Origin of the sequence: Pseudomonas sp. DSP3-2-3, assembly GCF_049898225.1 — a bacterium.
GTDB lineage: Bacteria > Pseudomonadota > Gammaproteobacteria > Pseudomonadales > Pseudomonadaceae > Aquipseudomonas.
The window spans coordinates 24872-48472 of sequence record NZ_JAFCXH010000025.1; the positions used below are offsets into that span (position 1 = coordinate 24872).

The following is a 23601-nucleotide window of genomic DNA, read 5'->3' on the forward strand; positions in this document are numbered from 1 at the left end:
TCGTCTTCCCGGCTAAAGCCGGTCCCACAGGTATAACGCCGTCTTCCCGGCTAAAGCCGGTCCCACAGTGAATCACTCTAGCCCTGCAACTTCGCCAATGTCAGATCAAGACATTTGCGGGCTTTCTCGATCAGCTCGTCAATTTCCGCAAAACTGATCACCAGCGGCGGCGCGATGATCATGGTGTCGCCGACCGCTCGCATGATCAGGCCATTGTCGAAGCAGAAGGTTCGGCAAATCATGCCTGCGCCCTTGCCGGTATAACGTTCGCGGGTTGTCTTGTTCTTGACCAGCTCGATTGCCCCCAACAGGCCCACACCCCGGACTTCGCCCACCAACGGATGGTCGTTGAGTTCACGTAAACGCTTTTGCAAATACGGTGCCGTTTCCGCTTTCACCCGCTCGACGATCTTCTCGTCGCGCAGAATGCGAATGTTCTCCAGCGCCACCGCTGCCGCAACCGGATGACCGGAATAGGTGAAGCCGTGGTTGAAGTCGCCGCCCTCGTTGAGCACCTTGACGATTTCATCACGCACGATCAGGCCGCCCATGGGGATGTAACCCGAGGTCAGGCCTTTGGCGATGGTCATCATGTCCGGCTTGAGGTCATAGAAATCACTGCCAAACCATTCGCCAGTACGCCCGAAACCACAGATCACTTCATCGGCGACGAACAGGATGTCGTACCTGGCGAGGATCTCTTTGATCTTCGGCCAGTAGCTGGCAGGCGGCACGATGACGCCACCGGCGCCCTGGATCGGCTCGGCAATAAAAGCACCAACGTTGTCCACGCCCAGTTCGAGGATTTTCTTTTCCAGCTGCTCGGCGGCCCAGACACCGAACTCGTCGGGGCTCATGTCACCACCTTCACCGAACCAGTACGGCTGCGGGATGTGCACGATGCCCGGAATCGGCAGATCGCCCTGCTCGTGCATATACGTCATGCCGCCCAGGCTCGCGCCCGCCACGGTCGAGCCGTGATAGCCGTTGACCCGGCTGATGATGGTTTTCTTGTTCGGCTGGCCCTTGATCGCCCAATAGTGGCGAACCATGCGCAGCATCGTGTCGTTGCCTTCCGAACCTGAACCGGTGAAGAACACGTGGTTCATGCCTTGTGGAGCAATTTGCGAGATGACCTTGGCCAACTCCAGCACCGGCGGGTGGGCGGTCATGAAGAACAGGTTGTAATAAGGCAGTTCACGCATCTGTTTGGCGGCGGCTTCGGCCAGTTCATCACGGCCATAGCCGATGGCGACGCACCACAGGCCGGACATGCCGTCGAGAATCTTGTGACCCTCGCTGTCCCAGAGATAAACCCCGTTGGCGCGGGTGATGATGCGCGGGCCGACTTCTTTGAGCTGTTTGTAATCACTGAACGGGGCCAGGTGGTGCTCGCTGCTCAAGGCCTGCCATTCACGGGTTTGCGGGTTGTTCGAACTCATTTATAGCACTCCATATGCTTGTGTGGCCCAGCTCACCAAATGCGTGGGAGCGAGCTTGCTCGCGAAGAGTCGGCACATCCGACAGATTCTTGGGCAGAAACAATGCTTTCGCGAGCAAGCTCGCTCCCACAATGTCCCGTTAAACGGCGAAGAGCAGGAACTCCCGCTCCCACGAACTGATCACGCGCTTGAAGTTTTCGTGTTCGGCACGTTTGACGGCAACGTAGCCGACGATGAATTTCTTGCCGAGGTATTTCTCGATGGTCTTGCTGTTTTCCATTCGCTCCAGCGCGTCTTCAATGGTCAACGGCAGACGCAGATTGCGACGTTCATATCCACGCCCGACTACTGGCGCGCTTGGACTATGCCCTTCGACCATGCCAATGAACCCGCACAGCAGGCTCGCGGCAATCGCCAGGTAAGGGTTGGCGTCGGCACCGGGCAAGCGGTTTTCCACACGACGGTTCTGCGGCCCGGCATCCGGCACGCGCAGGCCCACGGTGCGGTTCTCTTCCCCCCATTCCACGTTGACCGGCGCCGAGGTGTCGGGCAGGAAGCGGCGGAATGAATTGACGTTGGGCGCGAACAGCGGCAACAGCTCGGGAATGAATTTCTGCAGGCCGCCTATGTGATGCAGGAACAGCTCGCTCATGGTCCCGTCTTCATTGGAGAAGATGTTCTTGCCGGTCTTGATATCGATGATGCTCTGGTGCAGATGCATGGCGCTGCCCGGCTCGCCGGTCATTGGCTTGGCCATGAACGTGGCGGCCACATCATGCTTGAGCGCGGCTTCGCGCATGGTGCGTTTGAACACCAGAATCTGGTCGGCCAGGGACAGAGCATCGCCGTGACGGAAGTTGATTTCCATCTGCGCGGTGCCGTCTTCGTGAATCAAGGTGTCCAGATCGAGGTTTTGCAGCTCGCACCAGTCGTAGACGTCTTCGAACAGCGGGTCGAATTCGTTGGCCGCTTCAATCGAAAACGACTGGCGACCGGTTTCCGGGCGACCGGAGCGACCAATTGGCGGTTGCAACGGATAATCCGGGTCGTCGCTGCGCTTGGTCAGGTAGAACTCCATCTCCGGCGCGACAATCGGCTGCCAGCCTCGGTCGGCATACAGCTTGAGGACTTTCTTCAAGACGTTGCGCGGCGACAGCTCGATGGGGTTGCCCTGCTTGTCGTAGGTGTCATGAATCACCTGCGCCGTGGGCTCGACTGCCCAAGGGACCAGATACACCGCGTTCTGGTCGGGACGGCAGAGCATGTCGATATCGGCAGGGTCGAGCAGTTCGTAATAAATGTCGTCTTCGACGTAATCACCCGTGACGGTTTGCAGCAATACGCTCTCCGGCAAGCGCATGCCCTTCTCGGCAATGAATTTGTTGGTGGGTGAGATTTTGCCGCGAGTGATCCCGGTGAGGTCGGCAATCATGCATTCGACTTCGGTGATCTTGTGTTCTTTCAACCAATCGGTGAGCTGGTCGAGGTTGGTACTCATAAATACCTCAGGTTTATAAAGCGTCTGTTGAGGCTCAACAGACCCGCTTGGTCCCGATCAAGGATCAGGAGTTGTGTGACGCATCGGCGTCGCGTTCAATCGCTCGTTTTCGACAGGCATCGCCAAACGCCTGAAAGATCGCCAGATAATCCGGATTGGAAGTGACCTGCCACTCGGGATGCCATTGCACGCCCAGCGCGAATCCTTCGCTGCCGTCCACCGAAATGGCTTCAATCAGGCCGTCCGGCGCCGATGCCTCCACGCGCAAGCCCGGCGCCAGCCGCTCAATGCCTTGCCCGTGAATGGAGTTGACCCGGATCTCGCTGGCCAAGCCGATTCCGGCCAATACACCGCCTGGCTGAACATGCATTGCATGGCTCGGCGCGTACTGCACTTCGACAGGTTCGTTGTCAGGTTCACGATGGTCCATGAAGGTTCCGGTTTCGTGAACACGCTGATGCAGACTGCCGCCGAAGGCCACATTCATCTCCTGAAATCCGCGGCAAATACCCAAAACCGGAACACCAGCTGCCACGGCGGCACGAATAAGCGGTAAGGTGGTGCTGTCGCGATCAGGATCGTGCTCCGTACCTGGAGCGCTGGCAGGACCACTGTAGTGCCAGGGTTCGACATTGGAAGGCGAGCCGGTGAACAGCAGTCCATCGAGGCTGGCGAGAATTTCGGCGGGATCAAGCAAGGGTCCGAGCGCAGGCAGAATCAGAGGCAGGCCTTTGGCCGCCACGGCTACCGCACGGACATATTTGTCGCCGCTGATGTGATAGGCATGGTGACCGATCTGCTTGTTGCAGGCGGTGACGCCGATCAGTGGCAGGCGAGACATAGGACCCCCGTGTTGTTGTTGCTGTTATGGGTTGCAATCGAGCTTAGCCTTGTTCATTTTTTTCCACAACTGTGCGGTAAAAAATCGAACACGGGTCGTGCAGGCCCGATGTGCCGGGCCCTTCCAGCGTCCAATACTTGCCCCTAATTGCGGCAAAAACGGCTTTTCGGCGCCCTTTTAGGGCAAAAGAAGGCTCTATTGACTTAATCATGGCTTTCGGATTGACTGAATCCCGTAAGGCTCGATGATTGATATTTTTAACAACAAAGGTGTTGCATCATGTCGGTACCCCCGCGTGCCGTTCAGCTTAACGAAGCGAACGCGTTCCTTAAGGAACATCCTGAGGTTCTGTACGTTGACCTTCTGATTGCAGATATGAATGGTGTGGTGCGCGGCAAGCGCATAGAACGCACCAGCCTCCATAAGGTTTACGAGAAGGGCATCAACCTGCCTGCCTCTTTATTTGCCCTGGATATCAATGGCTCGACGGTGGAAAGCACCGGCCTGGGTCTGGACATCGGTGATGCTGACCGAATCTGCTATCCAATCCCTGACACCCTGTGCAATGAACCCTGGCAGAAGCGCCCTACCGCGCAACTGTTGATGACCATGCACGAAATCGAAGGTGAACCCTTCTTCGCCGATCCGCGTGAAGTCTTGCGTCAAGTGGTCAGCAAGTTCGATGACATGGGCCTGACGATCTGCGCCGCCTTCGAACTGGAGTTCTACCTGATCGATCAGGAGAACGTGAATGGCCGCCCACAACCGCCACGCTCGCCGATCTCCGGCAAACGTCCGCACTCGACACAGGTCTACCTGATCGACGACCTCGACGAATATGTCGATTGCCTCCAGGACATTCTGGAAGGCGCGAAAGAACAAGGCATTCCGGCTGACGCTATCGTCAAGGAAAGCGCCCCGGCACAGTTCGAAGTGAACCTGCACCACGTCGCCGACCCGATCAAGGCCTGCGATTACGCCGTACTGCTCAAGCGACTGATCAAGAACATCGCCTACGACCACGAAATGGACACGACCTTTATGGCCAAGCCCTATCCGGGTCAGGCAGGCAATGGTCTTCACGTCCACATCTCGATCCTGGATCGCGATGGCAAAAACATCTTCACCAGCGAGGATCCCGAGCAGAACGCCGCATTACGTCATGCGATCGGCGGTGTGCTCGAGACCCTACCGGCGCAGATGGCGTTCCTTTGCCCGAACGTCAACTCATACCGCCGGTTCGGTGCTCAGTTCTACGTGCCGAATTCGCCAAGCTGGGGCCTGGACAACCGGACTGTAGCCTTGCGCGTTCCAACAGGTTCTGCCGATGCAGTGCGTCTGGAACACCGGGTTGCCGGTGCCGATGCCAACCCGTACTTGCTGATGGCTTCGGTCCTGGCAGGCGTGCATCACGGTTTGACCAACAAGATCGAACCGCCGCCGCCCGTGGAAGGCAACTCTTACGAGCAAAACGAACAAAGCCTGCCAAACAACCTGCGCGATGCCCTGCGCGAGCTGGACGACAGTGAAATCATGGCGCGCTATATCGACCCGAAATACATCGATATTTTCGTTGCCTGCAAGGAAAGCGAGCTGGAGGAGTTCGAACACTCCATCTCCGACCTTGAGTACAACTGGTATCTGCATACCGTTTAATCTGGTGTGAAGAATAAAAAACGCCGCAGACCTTGAAGGTTTTGCGGCGTTTTTTTGTGGTCGTGGGACCGGCTTTAGCCGGGAAAGCATCATTCCAGGCGACAGCTATACATCGACTGCACATACCTCTTCCCGGCTAAAGCCGGTCCCACGCTAATTTCCATTACACTCCCCACAGCCCCGCCCAAGAGAGCATTCAATGACGCGCCCCGCCACCGCCCGCAAACCTCGTGCACGCAGTCAGGCCCGGATCGATTCGATCCTCGATGCCGCACGCGAGCTGCTGGCGACTGAAGGCGTGGCGAGTCTGTCGATCTACAGCGTGGCCGAACGGGCGCAGATTCCGCCGTCTTCGGTCTACCACTTCTTCGCCAGCGTCCCGGCCCTGCTTGAAGCGCTGACCGCCGATATTCACGCCGCCTTTCGCGCCTGCCTGCAAGCGCCTATCGAACATGCAGAACTGAGTAACTGGCGCGATCTGTCGCGGCTGGTCGAAATGCGCATGCTGGACATCTACAACGCTGACGCCGCCGCCCGCCAGCTGATCCTCGCCCAGCACGGCCTCACGGAAATCAACCAGGCCGACCGCCAGCACGACATTGAGCTGGGCCACTTGATGCTGGAAGTCTTCAATCGCCACTTCCAGCTGCCAGCCCTTCCCGACGACGTCGACGTGTTTGCCCTGGCCATGGAACTGGGCGACCGCGTCTACGCCCGCTCCATACAACTGCACGATGCAATCACCCCGCGCATGGCCGAAGAAGGCATGCGCGTGTTTGATGCGTATCTGGGGTTGTACTTGCCGCCGTTCCTTGCGCGCAGAGAGCCGTTGAAGGCAGAGCCTTCGACGGACTAAAGCGTCAGCCTTGCATCACTGCGACTTCAGGGGTGCGCGTCAGAGCTTGCGCCAGCATCTGCTGCAACGCCTGGAGGATCGGATCGTGCTTGCGCTGGCTATAGCGCAACACATTGGCGACTTCCGGCAGAGGCATGCTGCGCTGGAAAGCCCGGCCTGTCTCAACGCGCAGGTCAATATTGCCCCCGGCCACGATCCCGATGCCCAATCCGGCAGAAATCGCCGAAAGTACCCCATCTGAATACGGGCATTGCACCGCCACCTTGCAACGTATGCCCGCCGCTTGCAGTCGGTCCTGCGCCAGACTGCCGTAAAAGCAACCAGGTCCATAAGTCACCAATGACACTGTGGCATCAGGCGTGTATTGCCATCCCGGCGGCACACACCAATGCAGGCGCTCGCTCCACAGCAGGTGATCCTCGGCGCTCAACGCGTGGGAAAAATCCTGATGCAGTGCCAGATCCAGATTGCCTTGCACAAGAGATTGACGCAAAGCCTGACTCTGCTCGACCACCACCTGGACATCGACGTTGCCATGTTGCCTGGCGAACCTGGCCAGTAGGGGCGCGAGTTGCGGCAGCGATGCCTGCTCGGTCACCCCCAGCCGAACCACGCCTGCCAGCGTCGACGGGGCAAACAACGCCAGCGCTTCATCGTGGGAGTTGAGGATGCGCCGCGCATGAATCAGCAGCTCGGCGCCTTCGTTGGTCGCCACCAGACGCTGGCCCTCCCGACGAATCAGATCGCGACCCAGCTGTTTCTCCAGGCGCTTGATCTTCCAACTCACCGCTGACTGACTGAGATTCAGGCTTTCCGCCGCCCGCGTGACACTTCCCAGCTCGACGATGCTGCGCAACGCCCGCAACACATCGATTGGCAATCGCTGGTTCATTGCAGCCTCCATGACAGCTCTACTATGACAAGAATCGAATTTCACCAGCATAAGTTGTCATTGGAGTCATGCAAAGCACTTCGATAGCCTTGAGGCTCGAACACACCTCAGAGGACAGGCTCATGAACGCTATTTCGAATCTGCTCAACCAGCACGTCATCATCGAGGGTCGACGCATCGCAACAGGCATTCATGGCGAAGGCGTACCGGTCGTGCTGTTGCATGGCACACCAGCCCATTCGTATATCTGGCGCAATGTCGTTCCGCTTCTTGTAGACGCGGGATTCAAGGTGCATTTATTTGATCTGCTCGGTTTCGGTGCCTCGGAGTTTCCGCGAGACCAGGACACCTCGATTGCGATGCAGCGCGTCTTGCTGGAACAGCTGCTGGACCATTGGCATCTCCCTCACGCGCACCTCATTGCCCATGACATCGGCGGCGCCACCGCGCTCAGGCTCGCCATCGAAATGCCGCAACGCGTGCGATCACTGACCATTGCCGACATCTGCAGCTATGACTCGTGGCCCTCCATAACCTGGCGCGACATCCGCGACCATCATGCCGACTACGCCGCAGCGGACGCCGAACAGCATCGGGCCTTGATGACCCGGCAACTCGGCATGGCGGTGTTCGACAAGAGCGTCATGCAAGGCGAAGTGCTGGAACATTACCTCGCGCCAATCACGGGCCTGACCGGCCAGGTCAGCTTCTACAAGAATCAGGTGGCGCACTACAACGCCCGTTACACCCAGGACCATGCCGAACGCCTGCCGGAACTGCGCGTCCCGACGCAAATCCTCTGGGGAGCGGAGGATGAGTGGCAATCCGTGACTTACGCTCATCGGCTGCACGACGACATTCCCGGCTCAACCTTACATATCCTCGAAAATGCCGGGCATTTTCTGATGGAGGACGCGCCAGAGGAATTTGCCGCCAAAGCCATCGCGTTTATCCACAGCCAAGGCTGAAAACGAAAAAACCCCGGAGGGTCGTCACCGTCCGGGGCTGTGGTTGTTGCCCATCGATCACAGCTTGGCGATGGAAACCTCGGTGGATTTCACGAACGCGATCACTTCGCTGCCCACTACCAGCTCCAGCTCTTTGACCGAGCGGGTAGTGATTACCGACGTCACGATGCCGGACGCGGTTTGCACGTCGATTTCGGACAGCACGTCGCCTTCGACGATTTCCTTGATGGTGCCTTTGAACTGGTTGCGAACGTTGATGGCTTTGATAGTCATGATTTGCTTCCTGTTTGGGGTTAAAGGTCGTTGATTCGATTAGTTGGCGCGACTAGTTAGCCCAGCGCAATTGCGTGGGCAGCGGTGAAACAGGTTCGGGTTCCGGCGGCGTGCCAGGCAGGGACAAGACGCGTTCCAGCACCTCGGTTTCCAGAGCAGCCAGACGATGCGAGCCACGCGCGCGCGGGCGAGGCAACTCCACCAGCAAGTCCAGGCCGATGCGCCCTTCTTCAATCAAAATCACGCGGTCGGCAATCGCCACCGCTTCGCTGACATCGTGAGTCACCAGCAGCACGGTGAAGCCATGTTTGCGCCACAGGTTCTCGATCAGTTGCTGCATCTCGATGCGGGTCAAGGCATCCAGCGCACCCAGCGGTTCATCCAGCAGCAACAGACGCGGTTGATGGATCAACGCCCGAGCCAGCGCCACGCGTTGCTTTTGCCCACCGGACAATGCCGCCGGCCACTCATCGGCGCGCTCGGCCAGACCCACCGCTTCGAGGGCTTCCAGCGCCTTGCCGCGCCAATCGCCACTCAGGCCAAGCCCAACGTTGTCGATGATCTTCTTCCACGGCAGCAAACGCGCTTCCTGGAACATCAAACGCGTGTCTTCCCGCGCGTCGACCAACTTGCCCGAACCGGCCAGCAGTTCGCCGCCAGTGGGTTTATCCAGGCCCGCCAACAGGCGCAGCAAGGTGCTTTTGCCACAACCGCTGCGCCCGACCACAGCAACGAATTGCCCGGCCGGAATATGCAGGTCGATGTCCTTGAGGACTTCGCGACTGCCGAAGGTTTTCTTCAGGTTACGCACAGCCAGTGGAATACCGCGCAGCAGATGGGCCGGTTGTTGCTGTTTCAAGCTGCTCATGCCGCACCGCCTTTATTTACTTGATAAGCCGGATGCCAGCGCAGGCAGACCCGCTCCAGGCCGCGTGCGGCCAGATCCGCCAGCTTGCCCAGTACCGCGTAGAGCACGATGGCCAGAACCACGACATCGGTTTGCAGGAATTCCCGTGCGTTCATGGCCAGATAACCAATGCCGGAACTCGCGGAAATGGTCTCGGCGACGATCAGGGTCAACCACATGAAGCCCAGAGCGAAGCGCACGCCGACCAGAATCGAAGGCATGGCGCCCGGCAGAATCACGTGCCAGAACAGGCCGAAACCAGACAGCCCGTAGCTGCGCGACATTTCCACAAGCGCCGGATCGATGTTGCGAATACCGTGATACGTGTTGAGGTAAATCGGGAACAGCGTGCCCAACGCAACGAGAAATACCTTGGCGGTTTCGTCGATGCCGAACCAGAGGATCACCAGTGGAATCAGCGCCAGGTGCGGAATGTTCCGGATCATCTGCACCGAGCTGTCGAGCAGGCGTTCGCCCCATTTCGACAGGCCAGTGATAAAGCCCAAGACCAGGCCGATGCCGCCACCAATGGCGAAACCGACCCCGGCACGCCAGCCACTGATTGCCAGGTGCGTCCAGATTTCACCGCTGGAAACCAGATTGACCCCGGCCTCGATGACCGCGCTCGGCGCAGGCAGAATCCGGGTCGATAGCCAGCCGGCGCTGACCGACAGTTGCCAGAACGCCAGCAGCAGGATCGGTAATGCCCAGGGCGCGAGGCGCTGGACGATGCGTTGCGAAGCACTATGGCTCATGGAGTTGTCTCCTCAAACGGCCTGCTGATTACTGGGCTTTCGCGACAGCAGCGGGTGGAGTCCAGATCACGTCCGCGATGTTCAGCGGCTTGGGAATCAACTTGAGCTGATAAAACGTGTCAGCGATTTTCTGCTGTGAAGCGACAACCTGCGGCGTAAGAAACAGCGCGCCGTAGCCCTGACGCTTGACCGACTTCAAGGTGATGTCAGCTGGCAGACCGAGCAACGGTGCGACCTGGCTGGTGACTTCTTCCGGGTTGGCCTTGGACCATTCGCCCACCGCGCGGACTTCTTCGATCAGCGCCTGAATGACTTTCGGGTGCTGTTGCGCGTAAGGCTTGGTCGCCAGGTAGAACTGATGGTTGTCGACGATCCCGGTGCCGTCGCGCAGGGTTCGCGCCTGCAACTGTTGCTCGGCGGCGGCCTGGTACGGGTCCCAGATGACCCAGGCATCCACGCTGCCACGCTCGAAGGCGGCGCGGGCATCGGCGGGCGGCAGGAACACGGTTTGAATGTCGGTGTATTTCAGGCCGGCGTCTTCCAGTGCCTTGACCAACAGGTAATGCACGTTGGAGCCTTTGTTGAGCACGACTTTCTTGCCTTTGAGGTCTTTGACCGAAGTGATCGGCGAGTCCTTGGGCACCAGGATCGCTTCGCTGGTTGGCGCAGGCGGCTCGTAAGCGACATACAGCAGATCGGCACCGGCGGCCTGGGCGAACACCGGCGGGGTTTCGCCCGTCACGCCAAAATCGATGGAGCCGACGTTGAGCCCTTCAAGCAATTGCGGGCCGCCGGGGAACTCAGTCCACTGCACTTGCACGCCCTGCTCGGCGAGGCGCTTTTCCAGCGAGCCCTTGGCCTTGAGCAGCACCAGGGTGCCGTATTTCTGATAACCGATGCGCAAGCTTTCCGCCTGTGCCTGGTTGATCGCGCCCAAGGCGACCGCTGCAGCAAACAGAGCGGCCAAGCCTTGACGCAAAATGACAGTGCGCATTGGCGCTCTCCTTTGCTGATTCATGATTGGCACCTGCTTGCCCGATGGCGGGCGAGTAAGGCGTTTGACGACAATTCGTTCGCTCGCAATGACGCCAGCACGCAGAGACCTTAACAGCAGTTTTTTATATCTATAAATCTCATTTTTTCATTTGGTTATTCTTTAAAAGAATATATGTTTTATCGTTGGAGGCTTGCCCGCGAAGAGGCCCGTACCGCGTACACACATTCGGCGGTCATGACGAAGCCTTCGCGGGCAAGCCTCGCTCCAACGGATCTACGCAACATTCACGATAGGACGTACAGCCGCTGTATTTGCGTCTACTGGAATGCCGTCTTCCCGGCTAAAGCCGGTCCCACACAATCAGCGCGTTCCAGTGGGACCGGCTTTAGCCGGGAAGGCGTCGGTTCAGACAATACATCTGCGGCGCCTGGCGGTTGCCCCCAGACATAGAATCTCCAACAGGTTTTTTTGCCCATAAAAAAAGGGCCGACGAATCGGCCCAAGGTAACCCCCTGCTTGTCGTGGAAAGGGTAAATCAGCGATTGGGTTGCGGTGTCAGGCGCAGGTAAGGCGTGACGGCCTTGTAGCCTTTGGGGAAGCGTTGCTTGATCTCGTCTTCATCCTTGAGCGACGGCACGATCACCACATCATCACCGTCGACCCAGTTGGCGGGCGTGGCGACTTTGTAGTGGTCGGTCAGCTGCAAGGAGTCGATGACCCGCAGGATTTCGTGGAAGTTACGCCCGGTGCTGGCGGGATAAGTGATAGTCAGGCGAATCTTCTTGTTCGGATCGATCACGAACAGGGAACGCACGGTCAGCGTGTCGTTGGCGTTAGGGTGAATCAGGTCGTACAGGTCGGACACCTTGCGATCAGCGTCAGCCAGGATCGGGAAGTTGACCAGGGTGTTTTGCGTGGTGTTGATGTCGTCGATCCACTTGATGTGCGAATCAACCGGGTCCACCGACAAGGCGATGGCCTTCACACCACGTGCGGTGAATTCGTCCTTGAGCTTGGCAGTGAAACCCAGCTCGGTGGTGCAGACCGGCGTGAAGTCGGCCGGGTGGGAGAACAACACTCCCCAGCTGCTACCCAGCCAGTCATGGAAGGAAATACGGCCTTCGCTGGATTCCTGTTCAAAATCAGGGGCGATGTCGCCAAGTCGCAGGCTCATGGGTGTTGCTCCTTGTTTGCCGAAATTGATAGCTGAGTTCAGCACACAGTGCCCGACTGCGAAGTGAATTAAAAAGAATAGATAACGATTTATATAGCACTAAAGGAAATATCAAATTTCAGGCAAAAAGAACCCCGCACGGGGCGGGGTTCCTTTTTAACTCAACCAGTCAACCAACCAGGCTTATTTGAAAGCGTAGGTGTAGTTGAAGATCAGACGAGTCTGGTCAGTGTTGGTCGAGCTTGCCAGGTCAGCATCGCCGCGGTAGGTACCGTGACGCAGCGTGGTGCCGAAACCCTTGAGCGGACCGCTCTGGATGACGTAGTCAACACGCATGTCGCGTTCCCACTCGTTGAACTCACGGCCTGCAGTAGCGCCAACACCTTTGATGTCTTCAGCGTGCAAGTAAGCAACTGCGGCTTTCAGGCCTGGAACGCCCAGACGTGCGAAGTCATAGGAGTACTGACCGAAAGTAGTGTTTTCACCGGCACGGGTGAAGTTACCAACCATGGAGTCAGTGAACAGGTAAACGCTGGAACCGCCGTTACCTTCGTTGCGGTTGCGACCGTCAACAACGTTACCCTGACCCAGGAAAACCATGCCGCCGTCATCGCCGACTTGTTGATGGCCGACCAGGAATGCGTTGCCACCCAAGGTGTAGGTGAACATGGCAGACCAGGTCTGGTTATCAACTACGCCAGCTTTCTTGGCATAGCCGCCGTTGTTGTTGAAGATATAGCCAGTTTGGCCATTCTTGCCATCGTCGCTGCTGTTGAAGTAACGCAGGTCAGTCTTGAAGGACTGGTCTTCAGCGATTGGCAGAACGTGTACCAGACCCAGGAAATGCTGCTTGTAGTAGTTTTCCAGGTTCGCGTAGTAGTACTGCAAGGTCAGGTCTTTGGTGACTTTCCAGTCGCCGCCAGCGAAACGGAACTCGTCGCTGCCTTTAGTACCGCCGCTAACCGACAGGTCAGTCCAGTTACTGGTAGCACGACCAGCCGACTGAGTCAGTTGACCGCCAGTCAGGGTAACGTTGTCGATTTCCTTGGAGGTAACGATTCCGCCTTCGTAAGCGGCTGGAATCAGACGACCATCGTTGGAAACCAGGATTGGCAGGTTAGGTGCCAATGCGTTACCGGCACGCAGTTCGGTTTTCGAGAAGCGAGCCTTGAGGTTACCGCCCAGACGGCTCCAGCTGTCTACCGAACTACCGTCGGTATCAGTCGGGAAGAAGCTGTTGCTGGTCGCCGCGTTGTGGTGCTCGATACCGCCGCCGAGGTGGACGCCCACCACTGCCTGCAGATCAAGACCGAAACCAACCGTGCCCTGAGTGAAGCCGGACAGGTAATCGAACTTCAGAGCCGTTGCTGTTTCGCGCTGATCAGCTGCACGAAGACCTTCGCGGGAATCGTTATTGAAATACATGGTGCGCGAGCTTACGGACGCTTTGCTGTCTTCAATGAAACCAGCAGCACCGGCTTGTTGCGCCAATGCAGCAACGGTGACGGCCAGGGCCAGGGTGGACTTCTTCATGTTTCGCTCCTCGTGAATCTAATTTTTGTAATCCCTGATGCCGGCGCCAAAGCGCTCTAACTCAGGGACGCGCGATTAGCGCCAGACCCGACTCGGTGAGTCAATGGTTACTGGGCGCCTCAAGACTAAATGACTAGACCGCGTGTGTCGGTGGTCAGCAGGGTAGTGAACATTTCTAAAATCTAAAAAGAATTAATATTCATCCTTTTAGACCCATCAGATATATGTCACAAGCCATGTCGGTTCCGTCCGTCGAGGAGTGTATCGACCTGCAAAGCTAATTCCCAAAATTTATTTCATGACCGCTGGTCGGGGAAACGAATTCCGGCCTGGCAAACGGCTTAAATCCGACTATCCAGTCAGCGTAACCTCGCCGTTACACTGGCTGTAAATCGCTGGAGCCCTTTAAACACGGGAGACCAGCTCCAGTAGCCGCAATTGTGACAATTGCCACCGCCTTAGGTCGGACCGAAATAAAAACCTGAAAAATAATTTAAGAACGGCTTAAGGGAGACCTGAAATCCGGGTTTTTGCAGCCAGATCTGGCAGTTCGGAATGGGAGCCGATGAACAAAAGCGCTTTCGGACTGTCCGGCAGCTGTCACTGGCGAGCGATTCTGTCGTCACGAGCCACAACGCGTGAAACAGGCGCATGCGCACTCACAAAGGTGCATCCAAGGCGTTCGATGCACCGCAACGATGCGTAGCTGCGAACTCGCTATCGCCACGACATGGCTCAGATGGACGCTGAATCCGGGCTGAACACTTTCCACGAACATTCACTTCTGCGCCCCAGACGCCCGAATAACAGGGCATTGGGCGATCTGGAGCGGATTGAACAGATTGTTTCATGCAAAAATCAGAAAACTGGCACGACCTCTGCAATAGGTTACGTATCACCAGTTTTGGGGACCTTGGTACAGGCAGGCCGGGGATTCCCCTCTTTTATTCCTCTCGGAGACTGATCTCCAGTCTCCAGCGCCCGTCCACCGCCGCACCGCGCAAGTCGCCGTGCAGCGGACGGGCCGCCAGCAGGTTCAGCAGCAAATCCCCCCCGCTTCGCTCCAGCTTCCAGCGCACATTTTTCCCATCGAGCTTCAACTGACCGCGCCATGGCTGACCTTTCGCCGTGAAGCGTAAAGCCACCGTGCCATCGACCTGTTCAGTCACCACTTGCGGTTCGTGGTTGAACCACAGCGCAAGGCCGCTGGGCAGCTCTTCGATTTGCAGCAGTTCGAGGGGATCGGGCTCGGTCAGGCGGCCGATCATCAGCCCCACCATCAAGCCGACAATTGCCAACGAACCAAGAACGCGCGGCCATAGCTTCGGTCGCGGGTCCTCTTCGGGGGTAGAATGCACCCCGTCCTCAAGTTCGGAGCCGTGCATGTTTCACGTCATCCTTTTTCAACCAGAAATTCCGCCGAATACCGGCAACGTCATCAGACTGTGCGCCAACACCGGCAGCACCCTGCATTTGATCGAGCCCCTGGGCTTCGAGCTGGATGACAAACGCCTGCGCCGGGCCGGCCTCGATTACCACGAGTACGCCACTTTGCAGACCCACGCCGACCTGGCCAGCTGCCTGGAAAGCATCGGTCATCCACGCCTGTTCGCTTTTACCACAAAAGGCTCGCGGCCCTTTCACGACGCCCGCTTCGAAGACGGTGACGCGTTCATCTTCGGCCCCGAGAGCCGCGGCCTGCCCCCGGAAGTCCTCGACGCCCTGGACAGCGACCAGCGCCTGCGTTTGCCCATGCGCGAAGGCTGCCGCAGCCTGAACCTGTCCAACACCGTTGCCGTGGCGGTGTATGAAGCGTGGCGGCAGTTGGGGTTCAAGTAGCACAAATCCTTTTATGGGTGGGAGCGAGCTTGCTCGCGAAGAGGCCGGTATAGCCGACGCCTATTTCGAGCCTGACACATTGCCTTCGCAAGCAAGCTTGCTCCCACAGGAGAAATGCGGTGATCCCGTGGGACCGGATTTATCCGGGAAGGCGTCGGTGCAGACACCACATCTGCGGCGTCTGCGGGTTGCCCTCAAATATAGAATCGCCCACCAATGCGGCTCCACCGCAAAACTCCATAAAAAAACGCCCCGAAAGGCGTTTTTCAGTCCAGCAGCAACACTTACTGAACAGTAGGTGTTTCGCCAGCTTCCTGCATGCGCTGCAGCTCTTGCGCGTACAAGGCATCGAAGTTCACCGGAGCCAGCATCAGCGCCGGGAACGAGCCACGGACAACCAGGCTGTCGATGGTTTCGCGAGCATACGGGAACAGGATGTTCGGGCAGAACGCGCCCAGTGTGTGGCTCATTGCGCCCTGATCCAGACCTTTGATCAGGAAGATACCGGCTTGCTGGACTTCAACGATGAAGGCCACTTCGTCGCCGTTGTTCACGGTAACGGACAAGGTCAGCACGACTTCGTAGAAATCGCCTTCCAGTGCTTTCTGACGGGTGTTCAGGTCAAGGCTGACGGTAGGCGTCCACTCTTGACGGAAAATCGCCGGGCTTTTCGGCGCTTCGAATGACAGGTCGCGAACATAAATACGCTGCAACGAGAATTGCGGTGCGTCTTCTTCGTTGGCAACGGTGCCGTTGGTCGGTTGATCAGTCATCTCAGATCCTTCTTACTTTTAGGGTCTAGTAGGGTTTGGAATCAGGCTGCCAGCAGCGCGTCGAGCTTGCCGGCGCGCTCCAGGGCAAAGAGTTCATCGCATCCACCGACATGGGTCGAACCGATCCAGATCTGCGGCACCGAGGTACGACCGGCCTTCTTCACCATGTCAGCGCGAACTTGCGGCTTGCCATCGACTCTGATTTCTTCGAATGCCACGCTCTTGTTCTGCAACAATTGCTTGGCGCGAATGCAATAAGGGCAATAATCGCTGGAATAGACGATGACTTCAGCCATTTCATTTCACCAAAGGAAGATTGTCTGCGCGCCAGCTGGAAACGCCGCCCGACAGCTTGGCTGCGGTGAAACCGGACTTGAGCAGCTCGCGAGCAGTGGTACCAGCGTGCTGGCCCATGGCATCTACGATGATCAGGGTCTTGGCCTTGTGCTTTTCAAGCTCGGCGGTGCGGGTCAGGATTTTGTCCTGGGGGAAACTCAGCGCACCGACGATGTGGCCCGCCGCGTAATCCTTGGTCGAACGGATGTCGATGACTACACCCTGATCACTGTTGACCAGCGCCGTGAGCTCACGCGTGCTCAGGCTGCGACCGCCTTTGCTCATCTCGTAGGCGATCAGCATCGCCAGCAGGATGACGAAGGCGCCAGTGATCAAATAGTGGTTCGTGGCAAATGCAATCAGGTGATCAACCATCAGTAGGTTCCAGGGGCGTTAAAATGTCGGCCAGTATACACAGCACCCAAGATCGGCCAAAGCCCGTACGGCGCTGACACGTTTTGAGCACCTTTGATGCCTTGCGCACAGGATTGGACCCGGCAACGCGGCTCGCAATTGAACAACAACAGCCTCTAAAATGCCGATCCTTTTTTTATTTAACTTCATCAGCCACGAGTGGGATCTATGACTACCACGCCAAAACCTTTGGTCCTGATCATTCTGGACGGCTTCGGACACAGCGAGCACCGCGAAGGCAACGCCATTCTGGCCGCCAAAATGCCGGTCATGGACCGCTTGTACAAGACCATGCCCAACGGCCTGATCTCCGGTTCGGGCATGGACGTCGGCCTGCCGGACGGGCAGATGGGCAACTCTGAAGTCGGACACATGAACCTTGGTGCCGGGCGCGTGGTGTATCAGGACTTCACCCGGGTGACCAAATCCATCCGTGATGGCGATTTCTTCACCAACCCGACCATCTGCACCTCCGTGGACAAAGCGGTTGGCGCGGGCAAGGCCGTGCACATTCTCGGCCTGCTCTCCGACGGCGGCGTTCACAGCCATCAGGACCACTTGGTGGCCATGGCTGAACTGGCGGCCCAGCGCGGCGCCGAGAAAATCTACCTGCACGCGTTCCTCGATGGCCGCGACACGCCGCCACGCAGCGCGCAAAAATCCCTGGAACTGATGGACGCCACGTTCACCCGCCTGGGCAAAGGCCGCACCGCCAGTATCATCGGCCGCTACTTCGCCATGGACCGAGACAACCGCTGGGACCGCGTTGCCCAGGCGTACAACCTGATCGTCGACGGCGCGTCGCAATTCCAGGCCGCAACCAGCGTTGCAGGTCTGCAAGCCGCTTACGAGCGCGACGAAAACGACGAATTCGTCAAAGCCACCAGCATTGGCGAGCAGGTCAAGGTCGAAGATGGCGACGCCGTGGTGTTCATGAACTTCCGCGCCGACCGCGCCCGCGAGCTGACTCGCGTGTTCGTCGAAGACGATTTCAAGGACTTCGAGCGCGCCCGCCAGCCGAAACTGGCCGGCTTCGTCATGCTTACCCAATACGCCGCAAGCATTCCGGCACCGTCGGCATTCGCCGCTGGCAGCCTGAAAAACGTGCTGGGCGAATACCTCGCCGCCAACGGCAAGACCCAGCTGCGCATTGCCGAGACCGAAAAATACGCCCACGTGACGTTCTTTTTCTCCGGCGGCCGGGAAGAACCGTTCCCCGGTGAAGAGCGCATCCTGATCCCGTCGCCGAAAGTCGCGACTTACGACCTGCAGCCAGAAATGAGTGCGCCGGAAGTTACCGACCGTATCGTCGACGCCATCGAGCATCAGCGTTACGACGTGATCGTGGTCAACTACGCCAACGGCGACATGGTTGGGCACAGCGGCATCATGGAAGCGGCAATCAAGGCCGTGGAATATCTGGATGTCTGCGTCGGACGTATCGCCGAAGCGCTGGAAAAAGTCGGCGGCGAAGCGCTGGTGACGGCCGACCACGGCAACGTCGAGCAGATGACCGACGACCATACTGGCCAGGCCCACACTGCCCACACGTCGGAACCGGTGCCCTTCATTTATATCGGCAAGCGCAAGCTCAAGGTGCGTGAAGGCGGCGTGCTGGCCGATGTCGCGCCGACCATGCTGGAACTGATGGGGCTGGCGATACCCGAAGAAATGACCGGCACTTCGATCCTCGTGGCGGAGTAAAAGGCTCGCAACCGGCTTGTTGGTAACGACAATGCCGGTTTTTTTATCTGAATGGCCCTAAAGCAGTTGTTGTTGGGCGTTTTTTTTGCAACCCGTGGCGGGCATACTAGACCTGTCATTTTTTCTCACAATTTCCTCGGTATCGCCCACCCCCATGCTCCGCGCCTTAATCGCCCTTGCTCTGATCTGCCTGCTCAATCCGGCGTTTGCCGATGATGAGCGTGCGCAAACCCAAAAACAGATTGATGCTGCGCGTCAGGATGTCGTTGAGCTGCAAAAAGCTCTCGGCAAGTTGCAGGAAGAAAAAACCGGCGTCCAAAAGGATCTGCGCGGCACTGAAACCGAAATGGGGAAGCTGGAAAAGCAGGTCGAGGTCCTGCAAAAGGAATTAAAAAAGACCGAAGTCGAGCTGCAACGGCTCGACCAGGAAAAAAAGAAGCTGCAAGCCCAGCGCGTTGAGCAACAACGGCTGATCGCCATTCAGGCGCGCGCCGCTTATCAGAGCGGCCGCCAGGAATACCTGAAGTTGCTGCTTAATCAGCAACACCCGGAAAAATTCGCCCGCACCCTGACCTACTACGATTATATGAGTCAGGCGCGTCTGGCGCAGTTGCACACGTTCAACGAAACGCTGCGCCAATTGGCGGCGGTCGGCAAAGATATCGACCTGCAACAGGCGCAACTGCTGGTCCAGAAAAGTACGCTGGACGACCAGCGCGAGGAACTCGACAAGGTTCGCCAGGAGCGCCAGAAGGTGCTGGCTAAACTGAATCAGGACTACAAGGCCCGCGACCAGAAACTGCAATCGCGGCAGCAGGATCAGGCCGATCTGGCCAAAGTCCTCAAGACCATTGAAGAAACACTGGCGCGCCAGGCTCGCGAAGCCGAAGAAGCGCGCCAGAAAGCCCTGATCGCCGCACGCGAGGCTGAAGAAAAGCGCCAGCGTGAAGCCCAGGCTCAGGCTCAAGCCCTGGCCGAGCGCAACAAGACTCGCGATGACAGCAAGGAAGAGCCCGAAGAAGCACCGCGCCGTCCGGTCAAGTCACCCGGCGCGATGGTTTCCAGCGCTGGAGTGTCCTATGGCGGACCTTTTGCAGAGGCCAAGGGCAAACTTCCATGGCCAGTTGATGGTCGATTGTTGGCGCGTTTCGGTGAAGCCCGCGGCGACGATGCCCGTTCGACCTGGGATGGCGTGATGATCAACGCCGCTGCGGGCAGCCAGGTGCACGCCGTGCACGGCGGTCGCGTGGTGTTCGCGGACTGGTTGCGCGGCTCGGGGCTTCTGGTCATTCTCGACCATGGCAACGGCTATTTGAGTTTGTACGGTCACAATCAGAGTTTGCTCAAGCAGGCGGGTGACGTTGTTAAAGCAGGTGAAGCAATTTCCACGGTAGGCAACAGTGGCGGTCAAGAAGCTACAGCGTTGTATTTCGCTATTCGTCAGCAGGGTCGCCCAAGTGATCCGGCCCAATGGTGCCGCACTCAAGGATAAGTCGGTATCAACTTCAGGAGTTCGTTAGACATGCCGTATCTGTCCCGCCTCACCTCGCTGGCTTTCGCTATTGCCATCGTTATCGGCTCCCCACTGGCTCAGGCTGCTGAGGTCAAGGTCGCACCCGCCGCTGCGCCGGTAGCGCCGGCCAAGGCACCGTTGCCGCTGGAAGAGCTGCGCACCTTCGCCGAGGTCATGGACCGGATCAAGGCCGCCTATGTCGAGCCGGTGGACGACAAGACCCTGCTGGAGAACGCCATCAAGGGCATGCTCAGCAACCTTGACCCGCACTCGGCCTACCTCGGCCCGGAAGACTTCCAGGAGTTGCAGGAAAGCACCAGCGGCGAATTCGGCGGCCTGGGCATCGAAGTGGGTGTCGAAGACGGCTTCGTCAAAGTCGTCTCGCCTATCGATGACACACCGGCCTCCAAAGCGGGCATCGAAGCCGGCGACCTGATCGTGAAGATCAATGGCGCACCGACGCAAGGTCAGACCATGCAGGAAGCGGTCGACAAGATGCGCGGCAAGATCGGCGAGAAAATCACCCTGACGCTGGTGCGCGACGGCGGCACGCCGTTCGACGTGACGCTGGCGCGGGCGACCATTCAGGTCAAGAGCGTCAAGGCGCAGATGCTGGAAAACGGCTACGGCTATATCCGCATCACCCAGTTCCAGGTCAAGACCGGCGAAGAAGTCGGCAAGGCGCTGGCCAAGCTGCGCAAGGACAACGGCAAGAAAATGAGCGGTCTGGTCCTGGACCTGCGCAACAACCCAGGCGGCGTGCTGCAAGCAGCGGTCGAAGTCGCGGATCACTTCCTGACCAAAGGTTTGATCGTCTACACCAAAGGCCGTATCGCCAATTCCGAACTGCGCTTCTCAGCCGATCCGGCTGACGCCAGTGAAGGCGTGCCATTGGTCGTGCTGATCAACGGCGGCAGCGCATCGGCCTCGGAAATCGTTGCCGGCGCCTTGCAGGATCAGAAACGCGGCATCCTCATGGGCACCGACAGCTTCGGCAAAGGCTCGGTACAAACCGTGCTGCCGCTGAACAATGATCGCGCGCTGAAGATCACCACGGCGCTGTATTACACACCGAACGGGCGTTCGATCCAGGCGCAGGGCATCAACCCGGACATCGTTGTGCGTCGCGCCAAGGTGACCAACGAAGTCGATGGCGAGAACTACAAGGAAGCGGATCTGCTCGGCCACCTGGGCAACGGCAACGGCGGCGCGGACAAACCGACGGTCAAAGGCGGCGCAAGCAAAGCGCGTCCGCAGGACGACGATTTCCAGCTCAGCCAGGCGCTCAGTTTGCTCAAGGGCCTGAGTATCACCCGCGGCAAATAAGCGATGCCCTTGTTTCGGTGGGTTTGGCTATTGGCCTTGTCGTGGGGCATCAGCGGCGCTGCTCTGGCAGCGTCGCCGGTGTCGGAAAAACCTCAGGCGCGGGTGGCTTATCTGAGCCTGATCATCGACGATCTGGGGCAAAACCCGGTTCGCGACCAACGCGCCCTGGCACTACCCGGCCCGGTAACCCTGGCGATCATGCCCGACACGCCCCATGCCACCGAATTCGCCCGTCAGGCGCACAAGGCCGGCAAGACCGTCATGCTACACATGCCCATGGACCCGGCGACGGGCCCGTTTGCCTGGCATCCGGATCTGCCGCTGCCGGAACTGGAAAGCCGACTCAACGCCGCGCTGCTCAAAGTGCCTTATGCCGCTGGCCTGAATAACCACATGGGCAGCCGCATGACCGCCGAACCGGTCGCCATGGGCTGGCTGGTGGCAGAGTTGCAGCGTCGGCATATGTTTTTCGTCGACAGCCGCACCAGCGCCAAGACCGTCGCCGCCGCGCAAGCCCAGCAGATCGGCCTGGCCAGCGTGTCACGGGATGTGTTCCTCGACGACGAGCGCACCGCAGAAGCCATCACTCGCCAACTGCACATCGCAATCAAGCTGGCGCAAAAACAGGGTTCAGCGGTGATGATCGGCCATCCCTACCCCGTCACCCTCGACGTGCTGGAACGCGAACTGCCCAACCTCAAGGCCCAGGGCATCGACTGGATCGACCTGCGCCGCATGATCAGCGTGCGCGGCAATGAAGCCATGGCCGGGCATGGGAAGAATGGGGTTTATCGGTAGGGAGAATGCATCACCCTTGTGGGAGCGGACTTGCCCGCGAAGGCATTCGTTCACCCAGCAGATATCTGGAGGATGTACCAGCCTCTTCGCGGGCAAGCCTCCAACGGATCTACGCAACAGTCACGATAGGACGTACAGCCGCTGTATTTGCGTCTACTGGAATGCCGTCTTCCCGGATAAATCCGGTCCCACACAATCAGCGCGATCCAGTGGGACCGGCTTTAGCCGGGAAGGCGTCGGTTCAGACAATACGTCTGCGGCGCCTGGCGGTTGCCCCCAGACATAGAATCTCCAACGGGCCGGTGTAGAGCGCCTGACCGTCTACTCAAACCGACTACGAATCTCGGCAATCTTGCCTTCCGCGCGGATCTGGTCCAGTGCTGTCTGCAAACGCGCAACCATCTCATCCGGGGTGTTCATGTTCAGTGCCAGGTACAACTCGGCGCTATTGAACTTCAACACCGTCTTGAGGCCGGTCACGCCGTCGAGCTTCGCCAGATAACGCCCCACCGGATCGCCCACCGCCCACAGGTCGATCTGGCCACTGGTGAGTTTCTTCACGTTGTCCCGATCACGCAGCAGCAGAATCGGATTCAGGCCCTGAGAAGCCAGGCGCTCACCGATGGCGTCACCTTTATAGGCACCGATCTTGTAGGCCTTGGCCTGTTCCAGGGTAGTCAATTTGATGGGGCTGTCAGCGCGGGCGAGCATGATCCAGTCGTAGGAACCCACCGGGCCAACCCATTTGAATAGATTCTCGCGTTCCGGCAGTCGGGTCGTGGAGAACACGCCGTAGCCAGGTTTTTCCAGCGCCAGCTTGTAGACCCGCTCCCAAGGGAAACGCAACGTCATGTTGTAGTCGATGCCCGCGCGCTTGAACGTCGCGCGCACCACCTCGGCAGCAATGCCATCGATGCTGCTTTCCTGAGCGAAGTTCTTGCCATCGACGGCCATGTTGAACGGCGGAAAGTTTTCAGTCAGCAACACGATGGAAGTCGGTGACGCGCTACCACTCCCGTCGCCAGACGTCGCGGCCTGAACCGCGCCCGCCAGCATTGAACTGAAGGCTGCGAATGCAATAAGACGGCATCTGAACATGTGCATCC

At 58.4% G+C, this 23601-nt stretch carries 23 protein-coding genes; 8 read left to right on the forward strand and 15 right to left on the reverse strand.

Annotated features, from left to right (window positions below):
- Positions 1-77: 77 nt before the first annotated feature.
- The 3 genes from ACP7E4_RS23360 to ACP7E4_RS23370 all read right to left on the reverse strand — a co-directional run bounded on the left by ACP7E4_RS23360 (position 78) and on the right by ACP7E4_RS23370 (position 3781).
- Positions 78-1442 (reverse strand): aspartate aminotransferase family protein, encoded by a 1365-nt coding sequence (locus ACP7E4_RS23360; protein ID WP_426117902.1) that lies wholly within the window; start codon positions 1440-1442, stop codon positions 78-80.
- A gap of 139 nt (positions 1443-1581) precedes the next feature.
- On the reverse strand, positions 1582-2940 hold the full coding sequence (locus ACP7E4_RS23365; protein WP_426117903.1) for a glutamine synthetase family protein: 1359 nt from the start codon (positions 2938-2940) through the stop codon (positions 1582-1584).
- A gap of 64 nt (positions 2941-3004) precedes the next feature.
- Positions 3005-3781, reverse strand: a complete 777-nt coding sequence (locus ACP7E4_RS23370; RefSeq protein ID WP_426117904.1) for a gamma-glutamyl-gamma-aminobutyrate hydrolase family protein — start codon at positions 3779-3781, stop codon at positions 3005-3007.
- A gap of 279 nt (positions 3782-4060) precedes the next feature.
- On the opposite strand from ACP7E4_RS23370, the gene ACP7E4_RS23375 reads away from it, so the two are divergent.
- Both ACP7E4_RS23375 and ACP7E4_RS23380 read left to right on the forward strand, forming a co-directional pair.
- On the forward strand, positions 4061-5437 hold the full coding sequence (locus ACP7E4_RS23375) for a glutamine synthetase family protein (protein ID WP_020291769.1): 1377 nt from the start codon (positions 4061-4063) through the stop codon (positions 5435-5437).
- A gap of 199 nt (positions 5438-5636) precedes the next feature.
- The gene (locus tag ACP7E4_RS23380; RefSeq protein ID WP_426117905.1) at positions 5637-6293 is read left to right on the forward strand and encodes a TetR/AcrR family transcriptional regulator; all 657 of its coding nucleotides are present in this window, start codon (positions 5637-5639) and stop codon (positions 6291-6293) included.
- Between the two features lie 4 nt (positions 6294-6297).
- Here the strand turns inward: ACP7E4_RS23380 and ACP7E4_RS23385 are convergent, their stop codons facing one another.
- Positions 6298-7185, reverse strand: coding sequence for a LysR family transcriptional regulator (locus ACP7E4_RS23385; RefSeq protein ID WP_426117906.1), 888 nt, complete (start codon positions 7183-7185; stop codon positions 6298-6300).
- Positions 7186-7307: 122 nt separating this feature from the next.
- Between ACP7E4_RS23385 and ACP7E4_RS23390 the strand changes: the two genes are divergently transcribed.
- Entirely contained in the window at positions 7308-8153 is an 846-nt protein-coding gene (locus tag ACP7E4_RS23390; RefSeq protein WP_426117907.1) for an alpha/beta fold hydrolase, read from the forward strand.
- A 57-nt stretch (positions 8154-8210) separates the two neighbouring features.
- On the opposite strand, the gene ACP7E4_RS23395 is transcribed toward ACP7E4_RS23390, so the two are convergent.
- From ACP7E4_RS23395 to ACP7E4_RS23425, 7 genes are all read right to left on the reverse strand, one after another.
- Positions 8211-8426 carry a TOBE domain-containing protein gene (locus tag ACP7E4_RS23395; protein WP_020291765.1) on the reverse strand — a complete coding sequence of 72 codons (216 nt, stop codon included), beginning with the start codon at positions 8424-8426 and terminating at the stop codon, positions 8211-8213.
- A gap of 52 nt (positions 8427-8478) precedes the next feature.
- Positions 8479-9294, reverse strand: coding sequence for an aliphatic sulfonates ABC transporter ATP-binding protein (gene ssuB / locus ACP7E4_RS23400; RefSeq protein WP_426117908.1), 816 nt, complete (start codon positions 9292-9294; stop codon positions 8479-8481).
- The gene (ssuC, locus tag ACP7E4_RS23405; protein ID WP_426117909.1) at positions 9291-10088 is read right to left on the reverse strand and encodes an aliphatic sulfonate ABC transporter permease SsuC; all 798 of its coding nucleotides are present in this window, start codon (positions 10086-10088) and stop codon (positions 9291-9293) included. Before ssuC ends, ssuB begins: the two co-directional genes overlap by 4 nt.
- Before the next feature lie 28 nt (positions 10089-10116).
- Positions 10117-11082 carry a sulfonate ABC transporter substrate-binding protein gene (locus ACP7E4_RS23410; RefSeq protein WP_426117910.1) on the reverse strand — a complete coding sequence of 322 codons (966 nt, stop codon included), beginning with the start codon at positions 11080-11082 and terminating at the stop codon, positions 10117-10119.
- A gap of 538 nt (positions 11083-11620) precedes the next feature.
- Complete coding sequence (locus tag ACP7E4_RS23415) at positions 11621-12259, reverse strand: peroxiredoxin (protein WP_426117911.1); 639 nt, start codon at positions 12257-12259, stop codon at positions 11621-11623.
- Between the two features lie 183 nt (positions 12260-12442).
- The gene (locus tag ACP7E4_RS23420; protein ID WP_426117912.1) at positions 12443-13792 is read right to left on the reverse strand and encodes an OprD family outer membrane porin; all 1350 of its coding nucleotides are present in this window, start codon (positions 13790-13792) and stop codon (positions 12443-12445) included.
- A gap of 944 nt (positions 13793-14736) precedes the next feature.
- Positions 14737-15177: a hypothetical protein gene (locus ACP7E4_RS23425; protein ID WP_426117913.1), complete on the reverse strand. Its 441-nt coding sequence runs from the start codon at positions 15175-15177 to the stop codon at positions 14737-14739.
- Between ACP7E4_RS23425 and trmL the strand changes: the two genes are divergently transcribed.
- Positions 15176-15631: a tRNA (uridine(34)/cytosine(34)/5-carboxymethylaminomethyluridine(34)-2'-O)-methyltransferase TrmL gene (trmL, locus tag ACP7E4_RS23430; protein WP_020291757.1), complete on the forward strand. Its 456-nt coding sequence runs from the start codon at positions 15176-15178 to the stop codon at positions 15629-15631. The genes ACP7E4_RS23425 and trmL overlap by 2 nt on opposite strands.
- A gap of 284 nt (positions 15632-15915) precedes the next feature.
- Here trmL and secB read toward each other — a convergent pair whose 3' ends face one another.
- The 3 genes from secB to ACP7E4_RS23445 are packed head-to-tail and all read right to left on the reverse strand — an operon-like array spanning position 15916 to position 17115.
- Positions 15916-16404, reverse strand: coding sequence for a protein-export chaperone SecB (secB, locus tag ACP7E4_RS23435; RefSeq protein WP_020291756.1), 489 nt, complete (start codon positions 16402-16404; stop codon positions 15916-15918).
- Between the two features lie 41 nt (positions 16405-16445).
- Complete coding sequence (gene grxC / locus ACP7E4_RS23440; protein ID WP_426117914.1) at positions 16446-16700, reverse strand: glutaredoxin 3; 255 nt, start codon at positions 16698-16700, stop codon at positions 16446-16448.
- 1 nt (position 16701) lies between these two features.
- The gene (locus ACP7E4_RS23445) at positions 16702-17115 is read right to left on the reverse strand and encodes a rhodanese-like domain-containing protein (protein ID WP_065835349.1); all 414 of its coding nucleotides are present in this window, start codon (positions 17113-17115) and stop codon (positions 16702-16704) included.
- A 207-nt stretch (positions 17116-17322) separates the two neighbouring features.
- On the opposite strand from ACP7E4_RS23445, the gene gpmI reads away from it, so the two are divergent.
- The 4 genes from gpmI to ACP7E4_RS23465 all read left to right on the forward strand — a co-directional run bounded on the left by gpmI (position 17323) and on the right by ACP7E4_RS23465 (position 22495).
- Positions 17323-18858, forward strand: a complete 1536-nt coding sequence (gene gpmI, locus ACP7E4_RS23450) for a 2,3-bisphosphoglycerate-independent phosphoglycerate mutase (RefSeq protein ID WP_426117915.1) — start codon at positions 17323-17325, stop codon at positions 18856-18858.
- A 154-nt stretch (positions 18859-19012) separates the two neighbouring features.
- On the forward strand, positions 19013-20350 hold the full coding sequence (locus ACP7E4_RS23455; protein ID WP_426117916.1) for a murein hydrolase activator EnvC family protein: 1338 nt from the start codon (positions 19013-19015) through the stop codon (positions 20348-20350).
- 30 nt (positions 20351-20380) lie between these two features.
- A complete protein-coding gene (locus ACP7E4_RS23460; RefSeq protein WP_341522253.1) occupies positions 20381-21697 on the forward strand; it encodes a S41 family peptidase in 1317 nt (438 codons plus the stop codon).
- 3 nt (positions 21698-21700) lie between these two features.
- Positions 21701-22495 carry a divergent polysaccharide deacetylase family protein gene (locus tag ACP7E4_RS23465; protein ID WP_426117917.1) on the forward strand — a complete coding sequence of 265 codons (795 nt, stop codon included), beginning with the start codon at positions 21701-21703 and terminating at the stop codon, positions 22493-22495.
- Positions 22496-22816: 321 nt separating this feature from the next.
- Here the strand turns inward: ACP7E4_RS23465 and ACP7E4_RS23470 are convergent, their stop codons facing one another.
- Positions 22817-23551, reverse strand: a complete 735-nt coding sequence (locus ACP7E4_RS23470) for a substrate-binding periplasmic protein (RefSeq protein WP_426117958.1) — start codon at positions 23549-23551, stop codon at positions 22817-22819.
- Positions 23552-23601 lie beyond the last annotated feature (50 nt).